13 protein-coding genes are annotated in these 17,748 nt (G+C 41.9%); 3 read left to right on the top strand and 10 right to left on the bottom strand.

Annotation, left to right across the window (positions count from 1 at the left end):
- The first annotated feature begins 79 nt into the window (after nucleotides 1–79).
- Together B3P16_RS21435 and B3P16_RS21430 are read left to right on the top strand one after the other, a co-directional pair.
- Nucleotides 80–1,018, top strand: coding sequence for a hydrogen peroxide-inducible genes activator (locus B3P16_RS21435; protein ID WP_046675858.1), 939 nt, complete (start codon nucleotides 80–82; stop codon nucleotides 1,016–1,018).
- Between the two features lie 6 nt (nucleotides 1,019–1,024).
- Nucleotides 1,025–2,824, top strand: a complete 1,800-nt coding sequence (locus B3P16_RS21430) for a chloride channel protein (RefSeq protein ID WP_070569765.1) — start codon at nucleotides 1,025–1,027, stop codon at nucleotides 2,822–2,824.
- 89 nt (nucleotides 2,825–2,913) lie between these two features.
- Here the strand turns inward: B3P16_RS21430 and B3P16_RS21425 are convergent, their stop codons facing one another.
- The 7 genes from B3P16_RS21425 to B3P16_RS21395 form a co-directional block, all read right to left on the bottom strand.
- Nucleotides 2,914–3,504, bottom strand: coding sequence for a riboflavin synthase (locus B3P16_RS21425; protein WP_046675860.1), 591 nt, complete (start codon nucleotides 3,502–3,504; stop codon nucleotides 2,914–2,916).
- Between the two features lie 751 nt (nucleotides 3,505–4,255).
- Nucleotides 4,256–4,849, bottom strand: coding sequence for an RNA polymerase sigma factor (locus B3P16_RS21420; protein ID WP_070569769.1), 594 nt, complete (start codon nucleotides 4,847–4,849; stop codon nucleotides 4,256–4,258).
- Between the two features lie 199 nt (nucleotides 4,850–5,048).
- Nucleotides 5,049–6,539 carry an arylsulfatase gene (locus B3P16_RS21415; protein ID WP_286844277.1) on the bottom strand — a complete coding sequence of 497 codons (1,491 nt, stop codon included), beginning with the start codon at nucleotides 6,537–6,539 and terminating at the stop codon, nucleotides 5,049–5,051.
- A complete protein-coding gene (locus B3P16_RS21410) occupies nucleotides 6,536–8,059 on the bottom strand; it encodes a sulfatase-like hydrolase/transferase (protein WP_286844276.1) in 1,524 nt (507 codons plus the stop codon). Before B3P16_RS21410 ends, B3P16_RS21415 begins: the two co-directional genes overlap by 4 nt.
- A 55-nt stretch (nucleotides 8,060–8,114) precedes the next feature.
- Nucleotides 8,115–9,770, bottom strand: a complete 1,656-nt coding sequence (locus B3P16_RS21405) for a RagB/SusD family nutrient uptake outer membrane protein (RefSeq protein WP_112374474.1) — start codon at nucleotides 9,768–9,770, stop codon at nucleotides 8,115–8,117.
- Nucleotides 9,771–9,787: 17 nt separating this feature from the next.
- Nucleotides 9,788–13,216: a SusC/RagA family TonB-linked outer membrane protein gene (locus tag B3P16_RS21400; RefSeq protein WP_112374475.1), complete on the bottom strand. Its 3,429-nt coding sequence runs from the start codon at nucleotides 13,214–13,216 to the stop codon at nucleotides 9,788–9,790.
- 185 nt (nucleotides 13,217–13,401) lie between these two features.
- A complete protein-coding gene (locus tag B3P16_RS21395; RefSeq protein ID WP_201639391.1) occupies nucleotides 13,402–14,580 on the bottom strand; it encodes a FecR family protein in 1,179 nt (392 codons plus the stop codon).
- 360 nt (nucleotides 14,581–14,940) lie between these two features.
- On the opposite strand from B3P16_RS21395, the gene B3P16_RS21390 reads away from it, so the two are divergent.
- Nucleotides 14,941–15,366, top strand: coding sequence for a hypothetical protein (locus tag B3P16_RS21390; protein WP_070569779.1), 426 nt, complete (start codon nucleotides 14,941–14,943; stop codon nucleotides 15,364–15,366).
- Here the strand turns inward: B3P16_RS21390 and B3P16_RS21385 are convergent.
- The 3 genes from B3P16_RS21385 to B3P16_RS21375 form a co-directional block, all read right to left on the bottom strand.
- Complete coding sequence (locus tag B3P16_RS21385; RefSeq protein WP_070569781.1) at nucleotides 15,347–16,219, bottom strand: EamA family transporter; 873 nt, start codon at nucleotides 16,217–16,219, stop codon at nucleotides 15,347–15,349. The two genes, B3P16_RS21390 and B3P16_RS21385, sit on opposite strands and share 20 nt — an antisense overlap.
- Complete coding sequence (locus B3P16_RS21380; RefSeq protein WP_286831995.1) at nucleotides 16,206–17,024, bottom strand: alpha/beta hydrolase; 819 nt, start codon at nucleotides 17,022–17,024, stop codon at nucleotides 16,206–16,208. The genes B3P16_RS21385 and B3P16_RS21380 overlap by 14 nt, the downstream gene beginning before the upstream one ends.
- A gap of 74 nt (nucleotides 17,025–17,098) precedes the next feature.
- The gene (locus B3P16_RS21375; RefSeq protein WP_286844275.1) at nucleotides 17,099–17,674 is read right to left on the bottom strand and encodes a Crp/Fnr family transcriptional regulator; all 576 of its coding nucleotides are present in this window, start codon (nucleotides 17,672–17,674) and stop codon (nucleotides 17,099–17,101) included.
- Between the last annotated feature and the right edge of the window lie 74 nt (nucleotides 17,675–17,748).

The raw sequence follows: 17,748 nt of genomic DNA, 5'->3' as shown, positions 1-17,748 counted from the left end.
CCCCTGTTGACTTTAATTGTAAAGGATTTGACATTGGTTTACGACAGGAATCGTAATTTTGTGCTTTAAAGATAGTAAGATGACCTTAATCCAATTGGAATATATTATAGCTGTTGATACCTACCGAAGTTTTGTTGCAGCTGCAGAAAAATGTTTTGTCACGCAACCTACGTTGAGCATGCAAATACAAAAACTTGAAGAGTCTTTAGGGGCAAAAATCTTTGACCGGAGCCGTCAGCCTGTTGTTCCTACAGAAATCGGCGAGAAAATTATTCTTCAAGCTCGAATGGTATTGACGGAAAGCCGAAAAATCAATGAGATTGTACAGGATAAAAAAGGGGAAATTGAGGGTACACTAAGGGTCGGTGTTATCCCGACAATCGCACCATATTTACTTCCGAATGTGCTGACCACATTTATGGAAAAATATCCGAAGCTACAATTGCAGATATGGGAATATACCACAGAACGGATTGTGCATGAATTGAAGGTCGGACTTTTGGACTGTGGTGTGCTATCTACTCCTTTAAATGACCCTGGGATTTTGGAGTCGCCTTTATTTTACGAAAATTTTGTCGCCTATATCTCAGTCAATAGCCCCCTGTTTCCGAAAAAAATACTGAGTGGCGATGATATTGCCGATGATAAACTTTGGTTGCTCAATGAGGGGCATTGTATGCGTGGGCAAGTACTTAATATTTGTCACCACAAACACAATCAAGATCTTACAGGAAGATTTGAATATAACACCGGTAGCGTAGAGACCTTAAAACGTATGGTCGATATCAACGATGGCATCACCATATTGCCTGAATTGTCGATTTGGGATTATTCCGACGAACAATTGGATCGTATCCGTTATTTCAAATCACCAGAACCGGTACGTGAGATATCATTGGTGACCACACAGAACTATGTGAAGAGACAGGCCATCCAGGCGCTGGAAAGAGAAATATTGGCCGTAGTACCCGATAAATTCAAAACAAAAAAGAAGAAGGAAGTGTTGAGCTTTCAATAGAACGATATGGGAAACCTCAAAAGACGTTTTTTTAAAAAAATAGACCAGATCAATCAATGGCGGATGAAGAAAGTTTCGAATCGGAACTTTATCATTATACTCGCATTTTTGGTTGGAATTGTCGGTGGTATTATGGCATCTGTACTGAAAAGATTAACCCATTTTATTGCAACGACAATACAAGATGATATCGACTGGAAAGTAAAATACTCAGTTTACTTAATTTTTCCATTGATCGGAATATTGCTCAGCGTGTTTTTTGTTCGCAAATTTCTAAAAGGGAAGAAGATGGAACATGGGATTACACCCATTATCTATGCCATCAGTCGGAAAGGCAGCCGATTGGATCCCAGTAATATTTATTCTCAGGTAGTGACCTCAGCTATAACCGTTGGCTTTGGCGGTTCCTGTGGTTTGGAAGCACCAGTTGCTTTGGGCGGGTCTTCTATCGGTTCTAATATCGCCCGTTTTTTTGGACTGCAGTATAAGGAAGTTACCATGTTATTGGCTTGCGGTGCAGCAGCAGGAATTTCAGGTGCATTCAACAGCCCTTTGGCCGGAATGATCTTTGCCATCGAGATTTTGCTTCCAGAATTTTCAATTCCCGTGTTCATTCCTTTGCTGATCTCATCAGCATTGGCTTCTGTTGTCTCTCGTGTGCTTTATAATGAACCCTTATTCAGTACATTCAATTCCGACTGGCAGGTTTCGGCCTTAATATTTTACCTCTTGTTGGCCGTGTTGATTGGGCTTTATACGATTTACTTTGCACGTGTTTCCAGAAGTGTGGGTAAATGGTTTTCTAAGATTAAGAATCCCTATAATAAAGTCTGGGTCAGTGGAATTGCTTTAGGTCTGATGATTTTTGTATTCCCGGCACTGTATGGCGAGGGCTATATTACCATTCAGCAGATTCTGAATGGTCAGTTTAACTCGATTGTTAAGAACAGTTTGTTTTCAGACTATAAAGATATGGGATTAGTCGTCCTGGGTTATACGATATTGACTTTATTTGGAAAGTCCCTTGCCGCATTATTTACTTTAAATGGCGGTGGAAATGGTGGTGTATTTGGACCAAGTTTAGTCATGGGCGGATTATTAGGATTTGCATTTTCGTATGGTGTAAACTTAACCGGAATAGCCGAGTTAAATGTGCCAAATTTTGTGGTTGCGGGGATGGCCGGTGCGTTGAGCGGCATTATGCATGCGCCGTTGACGGGCATATTTTTGATTGCTGAAGTGACCGGAGGTTATACGTTAATGGTTCCATTGATGTTGGTTTGTTCCATTTCTTATTTGATTAATCGAGCCGTGCTAAAGCATTCCATTTACACCAAGGTATTGGCCGAGTCTGGCGATCTGATTTCTTATGAAGATAAGGATCGATCCGTGTTAAGTATGATGCGGATTAAATATGTATTGGAAACTAATTTTGTGATCTTACGCCCTGACGAAACACCAAAAGGTCGACAAACAGACATCATCCATAGTAAACGCAATATCTTTCCCGTGGTTGATTATGAGGGCAAATTTATGGGACTTCTTTATAGTGAGTTTCTATTTTCAGTCTTATTGGGCGAAGTGGATGGGGGAGATACCACCTTTGAGAAATTAGCGCAGAAGCCAAATGATACCGTTGGGATCAACGAAAACATGGAAATCGTGATGGCTAAAATGAATAAGGACGATACGTGGATACTTCCGGTTTTAGGGGACGAAAATAAATATATGGGCTTTGTTTCCAAATCGAGTGTATTCAATAAATATCGCGCATTACTGATCCGTCAGGGGCACTATTTGGAATAAATCAAGCATACAATTAGGACCCGAAATAAAGCGTGTAAGGATGAACTTCCTTGGATTACCTTTAAACCCAAGGAAGAACAGTGAATTTTTTAAGCGCGCAAAGCCATTATCTTCGTGACATATTTCCCGATGATATCAAACTCCAAGTTGACTGTGCTCCCCACTTCAACCTGCTGCAAGTTGGTATGCTCTAACGTATATGGAATGATGGCAACGGAGAACTGATCGTCTTTAGAATCGACTACTGTCAAGCTGATACCATTTACGGTAATGGATCCTTTTTCTACGGTGATATTTTGTTTGGAAACATCATATTGAAAGGTGAAAATAAAACTACCATTTTCATCTTTCTTTTGGATACAACGCGCAGTCTGATCTACATGTCCCTGAACGATATGTCCATCAAATCTTCCGCCTGCCAAAGTACAGCGTTCCAGATTGATCAGATCGCCCACCTTCAACTGAGCCAGATTTGTCTTCTGTAGGGTTTCGTCAATTGCTGTCACTTTATGGAGATCATTGTTTAATCCTACTACAGTAAGACAAACACCATTATGACTAACGCTTTGGTCTATTTTAAGTTCATTGGAAATAGCAGAACTGACGTAAAAATGGATATTACTTTTCTCCTGTTCGATATTTTCTATTTTTCCTAAGGTTTCTATGATTCCAGTAAACATGTTATTTTATTTTTGATTGTTTCCAAAGTTACTAAATAAAAAAATGAAATATGATTGTTAAGGTCGCACAAATACTGTCGCGATAAGTCAGGCGTATGCTAGTTGAAACTGGACTTGATGTTCAAACTAGCAGGATCGTTATAGCGATTGTTAAAAGGATCTTTAAAAAGGGCAATCCATCATTTCGGACCCTGTTTATGCATCCAATTGAACCTGTAAAGAATAAGAGTGCTTGATAAAACGAAGCAAAGGAGTGCTCCCTTATTACATAGTAAATTTAAATAATGCACGAGTTAAATACTGTGGTTGGGAGGCGCTGAGCGAAGCTACCAAAAAAAAAGCTTGTTGAAAAATGCAAAAAGATTGTAGTGTACATTGTACACTTACTATTCCTTTTGTGATTGCTATGCTAAAACAAATTTATGGGAGTTGAAAAAAAATATAACAAAATTTTTGTTTATATCATTTGAAGCACTATCTTTGTCCTAGGTTTAGGTTGATTGCCTCTTACAAAGAGGTATTTATAAAAGCTTAGCAGGTCGCCCGACCGAATGCTAAGCTTTTTTTTGTTTCTAGTTTTTTAAAATTATTGCTTTCTTAGTTTACTGATAAACAGTTGTTTGTATTTTTTAAACCGTTCCAACGTTGGACGGGAAGTATTGCCTGAAGGTGGTTAACCTTAGGGGGGATGCTGTGTGAATAGCCTATTGGTCTATCTAGGGGTCGGATGCGGGAAATTGAAGGGAGTTAATTATCCTTTGAAGGCATACCATACAGATAGCATAAGAACACTGAGGTATTCAAATTTTTTAGATTTGAACCTTTCTTTTAATGCGTATAATGCCTTAGACCTTGCATAATAGACGGTCGATGCGGTTGTGTTTAATGTTTCACAAATTTCTTCGGTATTCAAGCCGTCCAAAAAGCTGAGCTTGAAGATCTGAGCCTGCTGTCTGGGGAGCAAATTTATTTCAGCAAGCAGCAATTCGGTGAGTTCTGTCCGGAATATTTTCTTGAGTACATCGTCTTCCGGAACCGACATATGCTGAAGAATATCGAGCTCCTCTTTCCGTATTTTGAATTGCGTCGTTCTTTGCATATCGATACAGGCATTTTTAGTAGCGATAAAAAGAAAGGCTTTCAGGCTTTCATAATTCTCTACCTTTTGTCGATTATTCCATAACTTAACAAAAACATCGGAGACAATTTCTTCGGCGTCGGTTTTGTTGCGGAGGTAGGAAAAGGCAAAATAGCGTAACGAATGACCAAAATGATCCATAAAAAAGCATAAAGCCATTTCATCACCTTCTTTTAGTGTATTGATGTATGATTCTATTTGCCGCATACTTGGTTATTGATCCTTTTACGTTGGCCTTCGGAATATGTTGTACTCCTCTATGGTCGATACGTCATTCAATAGGTACATTCACCTTAGACTCCAGCTGTGGATTGCTGTGCTAAATTACATAAAAAACTTGGGTTGTCATGATTCAATCCGGACAACCCAAGTTTTTTAAGATAAAAAAATGAAGAAAGAAATCGATTTATTTTTTAATCATCTTATTCGCTACAATTTCCCATTCCTGAATATGGGCAGGTCGGTGTTCATGCTGAACAATTTCATCAAAATGTCGCAGCATTTGTGGGTATTGTGCAGCTAAATCATTTTCTTCCCAAGGGTCTGTCGTTAAATCAAACAATTGCCATTTTGCTTTGGGGTTTTTCTTCAGATCGAGTTTGACGACCTTCCAACGTCCTTCGCGTATGGCGAGCTGGCCGCCCTTTTCTGGATATTCGAAATAGAGGTATTGATGTTTCTGTTGATTCTTCTGACCCAGCCAGGTTGGAAGGAGGGAGAGCCCATTGCTGTGTCCGGGGCTTTGTTGAACCAGCTGTGCGAAGGTTGCCATGAGGTCATATTGGGCCGAGATAAGGTCCGTGTCAGCATTGGCTTTGATATGGTTTGGCCACCTGACAATTAACGGAACTTTGATACCACCTTCAAAAACATCCATTTTTAATCCCCTAAGCGAATCGACACTGCGGAAAAAGCGATAATCTATGCCCCCATTAAAACCAGTTCCGTTGTCACTGGAAAACAGAATAATGGTATTGTCATCTATTCCCAATGATTTGATATGTTTCATAATCGTACCGACTTGGTCATCCAGATAGGTGATCATACCCGCATAGGTCGCTCTTGGATAGGGGGTAGCGGTATAGCCGTCCTGTCCGTAATACGGTTTGTCCTGGAAGAGGTCCTTATATTTATCCACATATTCCTGGGGAACTTGTAGTGATAAGTGCGGCAAAGTATAAGGAAGGTATAAGAAAAAAGGTTTACTTCGGTTTTTGTCGATAAAAGCCAGCGCTTTCGCTGTCATTAGTTCAGGTGCATATTCCTTACCGTCAAACTGCTTGAAGTCCTCTGCCGTGGCCTTACTGGAATCTAAAGGAGTATGTACAAATTTTTCCTTGTTTTGAAGGGGATATTTTGTTTCATTTTCCCAAAGATGAGTTGGGTAGTAATTGTGGGCCTGTTTTTGGTCCAGGTAGCCAAAAAAATAATCAAATCCCTGTTTGTTGGGGCTTCCGGTGGAATTATTCATCCCAAGTCCCCACTTTCCAATGGCTGCGGTCTGATAGCCGGCTTTTTTAAATAGGTGAGCCATGGTATACGTTCCTTCAGGAAGTGGCATCTGGCCAGCTTCGAGACTATCTGCAAAACCGCCCAATTCATAATTTCCGCGAATATAGGATTGGCCACCATGCTTGCCCGTCAATAACATGCAGCGGGCGGGGGCACAGACAGGCGTACTTGTATAGTGGTTTATAAAACGTAGACCTTCACGTGCCAGCTGTTGGATATGTGGTGTTTTGATCAATCGCTGTCCATAGGGCTCCGTTTCGGCATAACCTAAATCGTCCGCATAAAAAAATATAATATTGGGCAATTTTTGTTGCTTTTTCTTTTGTTGTGCAAAAAGAGTCCCCCATCCGAGGAGGATGAGGGCGAGTCCAGCTTTTATTTTCATTTTTTACGTTCTCCTTCCAATAACTGCTTGAGTTCAGCGACCTTTTCTGGATATTTTGAAGCCACATTATTCTTTTCGCCGATATCATTTTTGAGATCGTATAACTGATCTTCCGGAAGACTTCCTGTTTCAGTATCGGTTAGTTTCATGTAGGGGGCACCTTTGCTGGGTGCAATATATTTCCATTCGTCCTTTACGATAGCCAGTGTCTGCGCATGCTGTACCATACTGCTACGTCCCTTATTATCTTGACCGGTTAAGGTTTTCAAGAGTGGGGCGCTGTCTTTTGCTTCATCTGCTTTTAGTGGAACATCCAATAATTGGGCACTTGTTGCCAACAGATCTATTTGGCTGATCAAAGCATTGGAAACTTTCCCCTGTGCAACACCTTTGCCGCTCACGATAAAGGGCACGCGCGTTCCGCCTTCGAAGATGCTATATTTGCCACCGCGTAGTGGGCCTGCGGGTAGATGGCCATTTTGTTGGGCCACAGCTCCATCCATATAGCCGTCGTCGAGAACGGGCCCGTTGTCGCTACTGAAAATTATAATCGTGTTTTTGTCAAGTCCCAAGAGCTGCAACTGCTGTTGAATTTGTCCGACGGTCCAATCCAATTGCAGAATAGCATCGCCGCGGTAGCCGAGTTTGCTTTTCCCTTTAAATTGTGTTGCGGGCATACGTGGGACATGTGGTTCTGTCAAGCAGAAATAGAGAAAGAACGGTTTGTTTTGATGTTGGGAAATAAAGTCCTGGGCTTTGTGGAGAAATGTTGTGGAAACTTCTTCATCCACCCACTTGGCACGTGTTCCGCCGCTCATGTAGCCGATTCTTCCGATACCGTTGACGATAGTCTGATTGTGGCCCTGACCCGGTGAAGAATGCATTTTGAGCAGTTCGGGGTGTTCTTTGCCCGTAGGGTCGTTCCCAATTTTCTTTTCATAGTCCACCAGAATTGGATCATTGGCTTCAGCGGCCACAACTTGATCATTTTCAAGAAACACTGTTGGGACGCGATCTGCTGTTGCAGGAAAAATGAATGAATAGTCAAAGCCTACATCATTAGGCCCGGGTTTAATGGGGGCATTCCAGTCTTTTTGGACCTGATTTCCGAGTCCCATATGCCATTTTCCAACAATGGCAGTAGCATAGCCGGCATGTTTAAATACCTTGGGTAATGTAATTTTATCCGTAGGAACGATTAGTTTGGCATCGCCGGGCAGAATGCCTGTCCCTTCCTGGCGCCATGGATACGTCCCGGTCATCAATGCAAAACGGGAAGGGGTGCAAGTTGCCGATGTACTATGTGCATTGGTAAATCGGACGCCGTTCCGGGCGAGCTTATCCAGGTTGGGTGTCTCGATTTGTTTGGCACCATAGCTACTTAAATCACCGAAACCAAGATCATCCGCATAAATATAGATGACATTCGGTTTACTTGCCTTTTGGGCAAAACTAACGGTGGGTAGCGTAACAAAAAGGCTCGCGGAGAGTAATAACGCTAGAGATAGTGGCTTCTTCATGTACGTTGAATTTTGTTTAAAGGGCATCGTTTGACAATTGACGATACCCAAGGTACTATTTTAAATTTGGATTGATATTAATTTCATTCTGTGGAATTGGCCAATGTTCATCTTGGCCAGCTCGGAAGGCCTTACTGGTTACGTACCATCGGCTATAAGGATCTTTGTTTCCACCTGCTTTTATGCGGAGATTTTTCGCACCTGGGAATGGTGCCCCATAGAAATCGCCCTTTAGTACATCTTTTGCGATACCCCAACGTAATAAATCCCAATAACGGAGTCCTTCCAGTGCAAGTTCGACACGTCTTTCGTTACGTAAGGTCGAACGCAGTGCGCTACTGCTTTGGACGGTGATGGCTGGCATATTAACGCTGCTTCTTTTTCTGACAGCGTTGATAGTTTTGTCCAGTAGGTCGCTGGTAATAGGATCACCATTTTCGAGTTTGGCTTCAAGGTAACTCAGGAGGACTTCGGCGTAGCGTATAATAGGAACATCGGCTCCAGAGTTTTGTAAGTTTCCACTAAAGCCTTCGTCGTTGAACTTGCGCAATCCGTAGCCCGTGCGTGTTGCCTGTTTTGTTGTTGTCAATTGATCAATAGACAATGTGGAATCTGGATGTGAGGTGTATTTTAAATTTTTAAAGCGGTCTCCATTTGTTATCACCGTGAAGGCTAAACGCGGATCCCGGTTTTTGCTGATGTCTTGCGCATTATATCGCGCATCATCGTACGAAAATGCCGTTCCATCGGTGAAACCATAGCTTTCTACAAGGCTACCAAGCGGGCAATGGAGATGCCAACCCCCAGCGACTGCGGGAAAATTGTGTTGGAACATACCGTTTCCAGCGAGATCAACAAGATACTGCGTGGCAAAAATAATCTCTTTGCTCGTTTCGTTGGTTCCATTAAATAAGCCTGAATAGTTGGGATCAATGCTGTTTTCATTGGCATTGATGATCTGCTCATAACTTTTGATCGCGTCGGCGTAGGCTTTTTCGGCCAGTTGGATGCGTCCCAGGAAAGCGAGGGCTGCCTGTTTGCTTGCGCGGCCCCGTTCTGCGGCAGTCAATTTGCCATAACTCGGTAAGTCGTTTGCCGCTTCCTGTAATTCACGTTCAACAAAAGTAACCAATTCCTGTTTTTTTGCTTTGGATACCTGGTTTGCCTCATTGGGTGTTAAGGTTTTGGTCACCAAGGGAGCGTCACCCCAGTATTGAGAGAGGTAGAAATATTGACAGGCACGTATAAAGCGCGCTTCTGCCTTGAAACGAGCGAGTAGTTCAGCTGAAATCGGCGTCTTATCAATATTTTCAAGGAAATAATTTGCACGGGCGATTTTCTTATAGGTATACTGCCAATAATTGTCTAAGTTGCCGTTATTGCTCGTTAATGTTCCATCGGATAGCTTGTTGAAAACCGAATTATCACCACGTCTATCGTAGGCATTGTCCGAAGCAAACTCCAGATAAAGTAGCCCGTTATAGGACCACCAGTCTGTGGGGCTGAATTCGGCGAGGGAGTTCATTTGGATTTCTGCTTTGTATAATCCTGTCAGCGCTGATTGCGCATTCGTTTCACTGGTCCAAAAAGTCTCGTTTGCAAATTTATCAAGCGGATTGGTTTCCAGCTGTTTTTTGCAGCTGATGCTCAGGCTTGATGCAAGAAGAATGCATAGGGCCAATTTTATATGTCTGTGTGTGCTATGTATCATGGTTTTTTATCGATCGGTTAAAAACTAAGGTTAACCCCAAATGTAAAATTGCGCATAATAGGGTAGTAGGCGCCGCTTGAATTGATTTCCGGATCCCAGCCTTTTCTATAATTGCTTTTGGTAAATAGGTTTTCGGCGTTTGCATAGATCCGCAGGCCTGACAATTTCCATTTTGCAAGGGTGTTCTTGGGAATGGTATAGCCTAATTGCATATTTTTGAGGCGTAAGTAGCTCGCATCCAAAAGCCAGTAGTCTGACAGCAGGGTATTGGGAGTACCTGTGCTTGGCAATTGTTCAATTCTTGGGTAAACCGCATTGCGGTCGGGATTTGCTGCTGTCCATCTTCCATCAGCTTGCCAGCGTTGGATATTGCCGTTTTGTGTCAACGCAAATCCAGCATAATTGTCCAATAAGCCTTTAACACCACTTACACCTTGAAGAAGTATTCCTAAGTCAAAACCTTTATAGCTCATCCCGATATTCATCCCGTAGGTGTATTTGGGGATACGTGATCCGATCACAGTTCGGTCATATGTGGCATCTACTTTTCCATCAGGTATGCCGTCGGGGCCACTAATGTCTTTGTATCGGATATCGCCTGGCTGTGGCTTTGGGTTGATGCTGGTTTGATTGGCCCAGCTTGCAATATCAGCAGCATCGATAAATAGGCCATCGGCTTGGTAGCCATAGTAAGCCTGTATGGGGTAACCGATAAATAGGGTTGAACCATTTCCAACTAAGCCATTTGGCTGGTTGATATTGCCGACACCCAAATCGACGACTCTATTTTTGACGGTAGAGAAGTTTAGATTCACATTATACGAAAATTCGTTCAACTTCTTTTGATGTCCTAAGGTGAATTCCCAGCCACTATTTCGAAGTTTTCCAGAATTCTGTACGCCTACTTCAAACCCCAAAACTTTGGAAACACTAGAACCTGGGCTCACCAAAATATCGTAAGTATAACGGTTATAATAGGTACTACTGAATGTCAATAAATTTTTAAATAAAGCCACTTCCATGCCCGCATCTGCCGTTCTGGTTGATTCCCAGCGTAGCGTAGGGTCAACAATGGTGGTTCTGGCGACCCCTGGAGAAATGGTGTTTCCAAAAGGGTAATTATAACCCGGATTTAAAACATCCTGGTATGGGTAGTTAGAGACAACACGCTGTTGTATATTGCCGACAATATTTTGGTTTCCAAGTACCCCATAAGATCCTTTGATTTTCAATTCGTCGATCCAGCTATAATGGTCCTTTATAAACGATTCTTCACTCAGCAACCAACCTACTGCAATCGAAGGGAAGGTCGCATATTTTTTATCGGTTGGAAAACGGGATGACCCATCGTATCGAACAACACCCTCGACAAGGTATTTCTTGGCATAATTATATTGTACGCGTGCAAATAATGATTCTAATGCCCACTCTGAGGCTGTCCCAGCGTTCTGTTGCCCATCTGGTGAACCTACATTTAACTCGGTAAGATCATTACTGGGAAAATTCTGGCGGTAAGCGCTTAAACCTTCGCTGTAGCCTTTTTCGAAAGAATAACCACCTAATATTTTCAGGTTATGCGACCCGAAAGTCTTCGTGTAGTCTGCTAAAGCTTGAAAAGTTTTGTAAGTGTCGTAGGGCGCACTTTGGTTCAGATTTGAGGGGCCCAGAATTATGGAATTGTTGATCCGTTGCGAAGCTCTGAAAAGTTTTGTACGGCCATTCGTCTGCGTATACCCGCCAATAGCGGATAAGGTCAGATCTGAAATCGGTTTCCAATCGAGCCTTGCGTTTCCCGAGATATTGGATACTTTTTCTTTGTAGAAGGATTCGCTCTCCAGGAAAGATACGGGTGTCCCTTTCAGGTTATTTCCTGCGCCCCAGTCACCGTTGCTCAACCGAATAGGGTATATGGCGGGATAGCGAATCACCTGAGAAATGATATCCGTCATGCGGGAGAAGTCGAGCGTTGCCGGTGCTGCCGGTTCGTCTGTTTCGGTCTGAATTGCTGCTACCCGCGTCGTTAATTTGAGCTTGTCATTGAGGTTTGATATGAGATTGAGGCGGACATTGTATTTGTCAAAATTGTTTTTGATGACAATACCTTTTTGATTCAAAAAACCAGCAGATAAGGTGTATTGTATTTTATCTGTGGTATTGGATATATTTAAATTGTGGCCTGTTTGTGTCGCTTGCGACTTAAATGAGCTTGCCATATAATTGGCATTGGGATAATTGTCAGGATCTGAGCCATCCTTAAATTTTTGGATTTCTTCGGCCGTATAACCACCGCCACCACTTGTGGTTTCGTTGAGTAAGGAAGCGTACTCCCAAGAGTTGACAAATTCGGGGAATGCTGTTGGCTTTTGGATCCCATAATAACCATTGTAATTGACCGTTAATTTTCCGCCAGCTGCGCCTGTTTTTGTTGTTACCAGAATAACGCCGTTTGCGGCTCTAGCTCCATATATGGCTGCTGAGGAGGCGTCTTTCAATACCGATATCGAGGCAACATCATTTGGATCAATATCATTAAAGGAATTGGTGGGGATACCATCAACTAAAATAAGTGCGTCGGTACTGGCGCCGAATGATCCCACACCACGAATCTGTATCGTATTGTTTGCTGCCCCGGGTTGGCCAGATCGCTGTATGACGGTCACGCCCGGCATTTGACCTGTGAGGGCCTGAGCAAGCTGGGGAACGGAGCGTTTGGCGAGTTGTTTCCCATCAACTTGGGAAACCGAACCGATTAGTTCTTTCTTTTTTGTCGTACCGTAGCCTACGACGACGACTTCCTCCAATGCGTCGATATGCTGGCTAAGTTCAATATTGAGGTAGGGCTGGTTGGCCAACGGGATTTCCTTGGTTTGGTAGCCGATCATTTTAATGACAAGTACGGCGTTATTATTTGCTTCAATCTGAAAGTTACCACTTGCATCTGTAGTAGTTGCTTTTGTCGAACCTTTTATCATAATTGTTGCACCTTGGAGCGCGGTTCCTTTGCTATCGTGAACATTTCCCTTGATGGTGCGGTTTTGTTGCACTAAGACGTAATTGCTTGGAAGGTCATACGTTAGGTGGTTTGTTTTTAACTTCGTTACGACAAGCATATTATCCTGAAAACTCCAATCCACAGGTTGGCCTTTTAAGAGGATCGGTACAGCTTTTTCTAAAGGCATATTGCGAACCTGCGCCTCAATTTTTAGTTCAGCAAGTTCTTTACCATTCAATAGAAAGGGGACGCCACTCTGTTTTTGGATGGTACGTAGTACCTGCACCAATGACATTTTTTTGGCGTTAATCGTGATTGATTGTGCGTAGCTGGCTGCAGACAGCTTAACAACACATGCAAGAGTAAAAAATGCGCTCAGCTTCATTTTGGTCTTCCATTGCTTGGGAATGTTCACAGCAATTCGATTTCTATGAACAAGAAATTTAAAATTCATAAATTTGTTGAATTAGGGATATAATCTATTGTTAAACTGATTGGGTAAATCGGTCAAAAATGGAGATCGCTATTATGGCCGATTAATGTTCGTAGCATTGGTCGGCTTTTTTTTTTATCTCGTTTTGTCTCCTTAGGTTGGTTTTCTCATAATTGTTGTTTTTGGGTTATTTCATGGATAATTGGTTAGTTTGAAACAAAGAGTTTACGGATGCCATTTTCTTGAATCAATTCAAATTTAATATGGCTACGTTCCAAAATTTTTAGGACTGCCGATAGACTTTTCGTACGTTGAATTTCGCCATATAATAGTGTTTCTTTTATCGGTTGCGTGTAGATGATTTGCAGGTCATACCATTGACCGATCAATTGTAGGGCAGTATGAAGGTCCGTTTCATTAAAATAGAATTTATTGTCGAGCCATGCGATGTAGTTAGCGGGATCGACCACTTTTTTGGATAGTTGACCCGAAGCTAAGAGCGCTTGTTGGTTGGGTGTGAGCTGTAACGTTTGCCCTTGCGCGGATAGATTGATGCTTCCCTCCACAAGCGTTGTACTACTTTGGGATTTCGAATAGGTGTTTACGTTGAATTCGGTACCGGTGACTTCGATGAGCTGTCCATTGGAAACGACCTGAAATGGAACCTTTTTATTTTTTGCAATTTTGAAATAGGCTTCACCGTCAACTTCAACAACACGTTTGTTTTTTGCAAAATGAAGCGGGTATTTGAGTGTTGTTTTCGCATTGAGTGTAATTTCCGAGCCATCTTCCAATTGGAGTTTCAGCATTGTGCCGGCGGGGGTATTAACTGTGGCCATCAGATCTTCTTTTAAAGATTCGTTTTGTAGAACAGTACCGTCTTCGTAGGTCAATTTATCCCCTGAAACCAGGGCTCCTTTCTGACTCGATACCTGAAGTACTTTGCCATTCGAAAGTCGTATTTCAGCGTTGTTGTTCTGTGCTTCTACATCATTTAAGACCATTCGATCGCTGATCGGTGTAGCCTGTTTTTTTACCACTATGAAATACATCAGACCACCTAAAATTAGGCTTATTAAAGCTGCAGCGTAGGGTAGCAAACGCTTTAGGTTTCTTATAGGAGATGGTTTAATGGCGGAGGTTCGAATGGTTTCTAGGGTCTTTGTCTTTAACCTTTCGTTCCAATTCATCGTATCTGAGGCCTGGAGTAGGCTCCATTGATTTAAATCATTGATAAAATCATCGCGATCTAAAAGGTCTTCAAAAAAAATACGGTGTTCTGCTGATTCGTCCAACCATAGCTTTAAATCGGTCTTTTCATCCGACGTTAAGTTGTCGCCGATGTACTTTATGATTAGTTGTTTGATATCATCAGTCAATCTCATGGTGTATAATTTTAGATAGATACGTAACAGGAAGGATAAACCTTAGTAAAAAAATGAAAAAATATTCAGGTGTAGCATGCCGACAAATATTAAGGTCCATCCGTCAAATATCGTCAGGACCACGTCCAATAGTGCTTTGGCATTTATCTTTCAAGGATTAATTTGCATCTTTAAAAAGATTCTTGTCGTTTAAAGGTTACGCGGGTTTAGCAGTTATGCTATGTGAGAAGTCAGCCTTGAATTCGGTTTTGGAGTTGAGGCGCTCGGAAGGGGCCTGGTCGAAATTTATTAAGGGAAAATAGGAGGGGACGAGAAGTTCAGGCCTATTCGCGGTTTTGTTTATTTTAAAATATTGTGCCGATGAAAAGAAAGCTAAGTTTTATTTTTCTGCGAATTATAGGGTTTAGTGTATCGACGACCTTTGTCCTTACAGCCATACTTCAGGCAAATAATGAGGCTGCAAAAAGAGCACGTTGCTACATGCCCTTTTTTACAGAATCGTTGCTTTCATTCGTAGCACTCTGTATTGCGATTGGTACGATATCTATTTTTCTAAATTTAAATAAGCAATTCAGAAGCAGTAGGCTTGCACGGGCACTTTCCTTTGTTTTATTGCCCGCTGCTATTAGCCTATTGTTTTCGTCCTTTCTGATCCAAACTGGTGGAGCATCCAATATATTTGAAATGCTCCACATGGCTGCAACCATAGTTCCGGTTTGGGGGCTGATCTTATGGCAATATAATAGATTTAGTCGTTGGCTGGCTATTACGACTTACCAACATTAATTATGATGACAGCCATTAAAATCAGGAGTATGCCAAACCATTGGAACCCTGAAACAACTTCCTGCAGAACCAACATGGCAGATAAGGTTGAAACGGGGATTTCCAGACTTGAAATAATATTTCCCATCGCTATTCCAGTTTTCGGGATTCCCTTTGTAAATAGTAAGGGTGGAAGAATCGTTCCAAAAATGGCAATCAATAATCCCCAGGGTAATGCGTTAGGTTGTATATACCGAATAATATCCATGTTCCAAAATGCTACGATGAGCAGCAGTCCGCCTAAAACCAAGAATTGGCTTCGTACCGAACTCGGTAACTCTTTCTCCACTGTGCTTGAAGCATAAATTGCCAGCGCATAACTTATTCCCGCTCCGAAACCCAGTATTATTCCTCTGTAATCAAGCGCATTATTGTTTTGGAATAAATTGGTTGCTAAGGTCGTGCCGAGCAAAACAATAATCACTCCTGCTAGTTTACCTTTTGATGGGAGCTTTTTCAGTAGCACTGCTTCTGCCACTAAACTTATCCAAATAGACTGCATCAGCAGGATAATCCCAACGGATACGGGAATATATTGGATGGAGAGATAGTAAAGTGTTGTTGTTAGACCAAGGGAAATGCCCCAGACCATCAGTTTAATTTTTGATGAAAATTTGATGATGTTATGTTCTTTTGTGTGACGTTTTGACAACAGATTAAAGGCCAGCAAAAAGAGAAAACCAAACATAAACTGCAGAAAAGTCAACAGACTTGTGTGTATCCCTAAGTGGTTTGCATATTTCACAATTGTTGCGAGTAGTCCATAGCTGCAAGCGCCTGCAGCAACATAGAGTGTCGATCTATAATCCTTCATGTTGAAAGTAGTTTTGAAATAAAGCCAACTGTTGTGATAGTGATTTGCTCCAATAAGCAGTATCGTGTCCGCCTTTTGATTCGATGTAAAGATGCTCGATGTTTTTGTTGGTCAGATGCTTGTGGAATGTACGGTTCATTTCCAGCATTTGCAGGTCTTCAGTTCCACAATCGAGGATATAGCGTTGTTTATTGTGCTTCATTTTATCTTCGTTGCTGTAGATGCGGTCTACATCGTTCAGATTTTTGAAATCGCCCAATACCTTGTCTACCTGATATTGCTGGTAGGCCTGTCCGAAGCGGTCAAAATCAAGTGCGCCGCATGAACTTCCGACGATCGAAAATGTTTGTGGGTAGGCTATGCCGATGTGCAATGCTCCGTAGCCACCCATGCTCCAGCCCAGTATTCCGCGCGCATTTCGGTTTTGTTGCGTCGGGTAGTGATGATCGATGTAATTGACTAGCTCATTTCCGATAAAGGTGCTGTACTGTGAATGTGGATCGATGGGGCTATCTACGTACCAAGAATTGAAATTTCCATCTGGTAGCACGTAAATAGTCTGAAAAGTTTTTGCTTTTTGGATTAAGTCGGGAATGTCTTCTTGCACTGTACGGGTGGGGGTGCCGCTATAACCATGGAGAATATAAACTGTTTTATAATTGATCCCGTCTTTCATGTCGGGCGTAATTATAATGGTTTCAATGTTTTTGTCCATTTTGGCACTATGGATTTTTGTCTTAACGACTTTTTGTGCCGCCAGTGGTAGGCTAAGGGCAGAAAATAGGAGGGTGTATACTGTTTTCATAGCTTAAAATTTTATCTTTATAAGGCAAAATTCAAGAGTATAATCTTTAAAAACGTATACAGATGTTGATGGAATTATTCTTTTAATTCCTTACGGATGCGGCTTAATTGCGTGGGAGTTACACCAAGATAGGAGGCGATATGATGCTGTTTGAGGCGTTTGAAAAGCACTTGATTCTGATGAAGTTCAAGGTAACGTTCCTTCGCAGATTCCCATTTCAGCTCGATTTCAAGTGGTTCTTTTTTGACCACCCAATTCTTTTCCAGGTAGGCTATCTGAAAGAGTGCTAAATCATGCTTTGTCCGGACAAGCTCACGGAAAGCCTTGGCAGAATACTGAATCAACTCAACATCTTCGAGTGCAACGATGTTGAACGCGCTCGGTGTTTCTGTGATGATGGCGGCGGTGGAAGCACAAAAGCTATTTTCTTCAAAAAACATTTTATAGATGGTATTACCATCAGCGTCTAATTTATAATAGCCTAATAATCCTTTGCAGATAAAATAATAGTACTTGGCATATTCTCCAGCACGTAGAATATGTTCATTTTTTTTGAACTGCTTCACCTGAAAGATAGTTTTCAAAATGTCTGTTGTTTTTGCACTGAGCGCAGCATAAGTATTCATTTCGAAGAGTAGTTTTTCTATCATCTGGGGCAATTGTTTTTGTACATGCTGGTCTGTCTTATTAACAAAGTTAGTGAAATGACAGCTGCAATAGTGTC

It is taken from the genome of Sphingobacterium sp. UBA7631, assembly GCF_002483935.1.
Classification (GTDB): domain Bacteria; phylum Bacteroidota; class Bacteroidia; order Sphingobacteriales; family Sphingobacteriaceae; genus Sphingobacterium; species Sphingobacterium multivorum.
Note: the sequence above shows the minus strand (reverse complement) of the source record. Positions and strands in the feature narration are given on the sequence as shown.

What these genes read in the sequence shown, in the direction of transcription:
- B3P16_RS21405 (WP_112374474.1), bottom strand. Translation starts at nt 9,770, where the DNA reads ATGATACATAGCACACACAGACATATAAAATTGGCCCTATGCATTCTT.
- B3P16_RS21435 (WP_046675858.1), top strand. Translation starts at nt 80, where the DNA reads ATGACCTTAATCCAATTGGAATATATTATAGCTGTTGATACCTACCGA.
- B3P16_RS21395 (WP_201639391.1), bottom strand. Translation starts at nt 14,580, where the DNA reads ATGAGATTGACTGATGATATCAAACAACTAATCATAAAGTACATCGGC.
- B3P16_RS21385 (WP_070569781.1), bottom strand. Translation starts at nt 16,219, where the DNA reads ATGAAGGATTATAGATCGACACTCTATGTTGCTGCAGGCGCTTGCAGC.
- B3P16_RS21410 (WP_286844276.1), bottom strand. Translation starts at nt 8,059, where the DNA reads ATGAAGAAGCCACTATCTCTAGCGTTATTACTCTCCGCGAGCCTTTTT.
- B3P16_RS21390 (WP_070569779.1), top strand. Translation starts at nt 14,941, where the DNA reads ATGAAAAGAAAGCTAAGTTTTATTTTTCTGCGAATTATAGGGTTTAGT.
- B3P16_RS21375 (WP_286844275.1), bottom strand. Translation starts at nt 17,674, where the DNA reads ATGATAGAAAAACTACTCTTCGAAATGAATACTTATGCTGCGCTCAGT.
- B3P16_RS21400 (WP_112374475.1), bottom strand. Translation starts at nt 13,216, where the DNA reads ATGAATTTTAAATTTCTTGTTCATAGAAATCGAATTGCTGTGAACATT.
- B3P16_RS21415 (WP_286844277.1), bottom strand. Translation starts at nt 6,539, where the DNA reads ATGAAAATAAAAGCTGGACTCGCCCTCATCCTCCTCGGATGGGGGACT.
- B3P16_RS21380 (WP_286831995.1), bottom strand. Translation starts at nt 17,024, where the DNA reads ATGAAAACAGTATACACCCTCCTATTTTCTGCCCTTAGCCTACCACTG.
- B3P16_RS21430 (WP_070569765.1), top strand. Translation starts at nt 1,025, where the DNA reads ATGGGAAACCTCAAAAGACGTTTTTTTAAAAAAATAGACCAGATCAAT.
- B3P16_RS21425 (WP_046675860.1), bottom strand. Translation starts at nt 3,504, where the DNA reads ATGTTTACTGGAATCATAGAAACCTTAGGAAAAATAGAAAATATCGAA.
- B3P16_RS21420 (WP_070569769.1), bottom strand. Translation starts at nt 4,849, where the DNA reads ATGCGGCAAATAGAATCATACATCAATACACTAAAAGAAGGTGATGAA.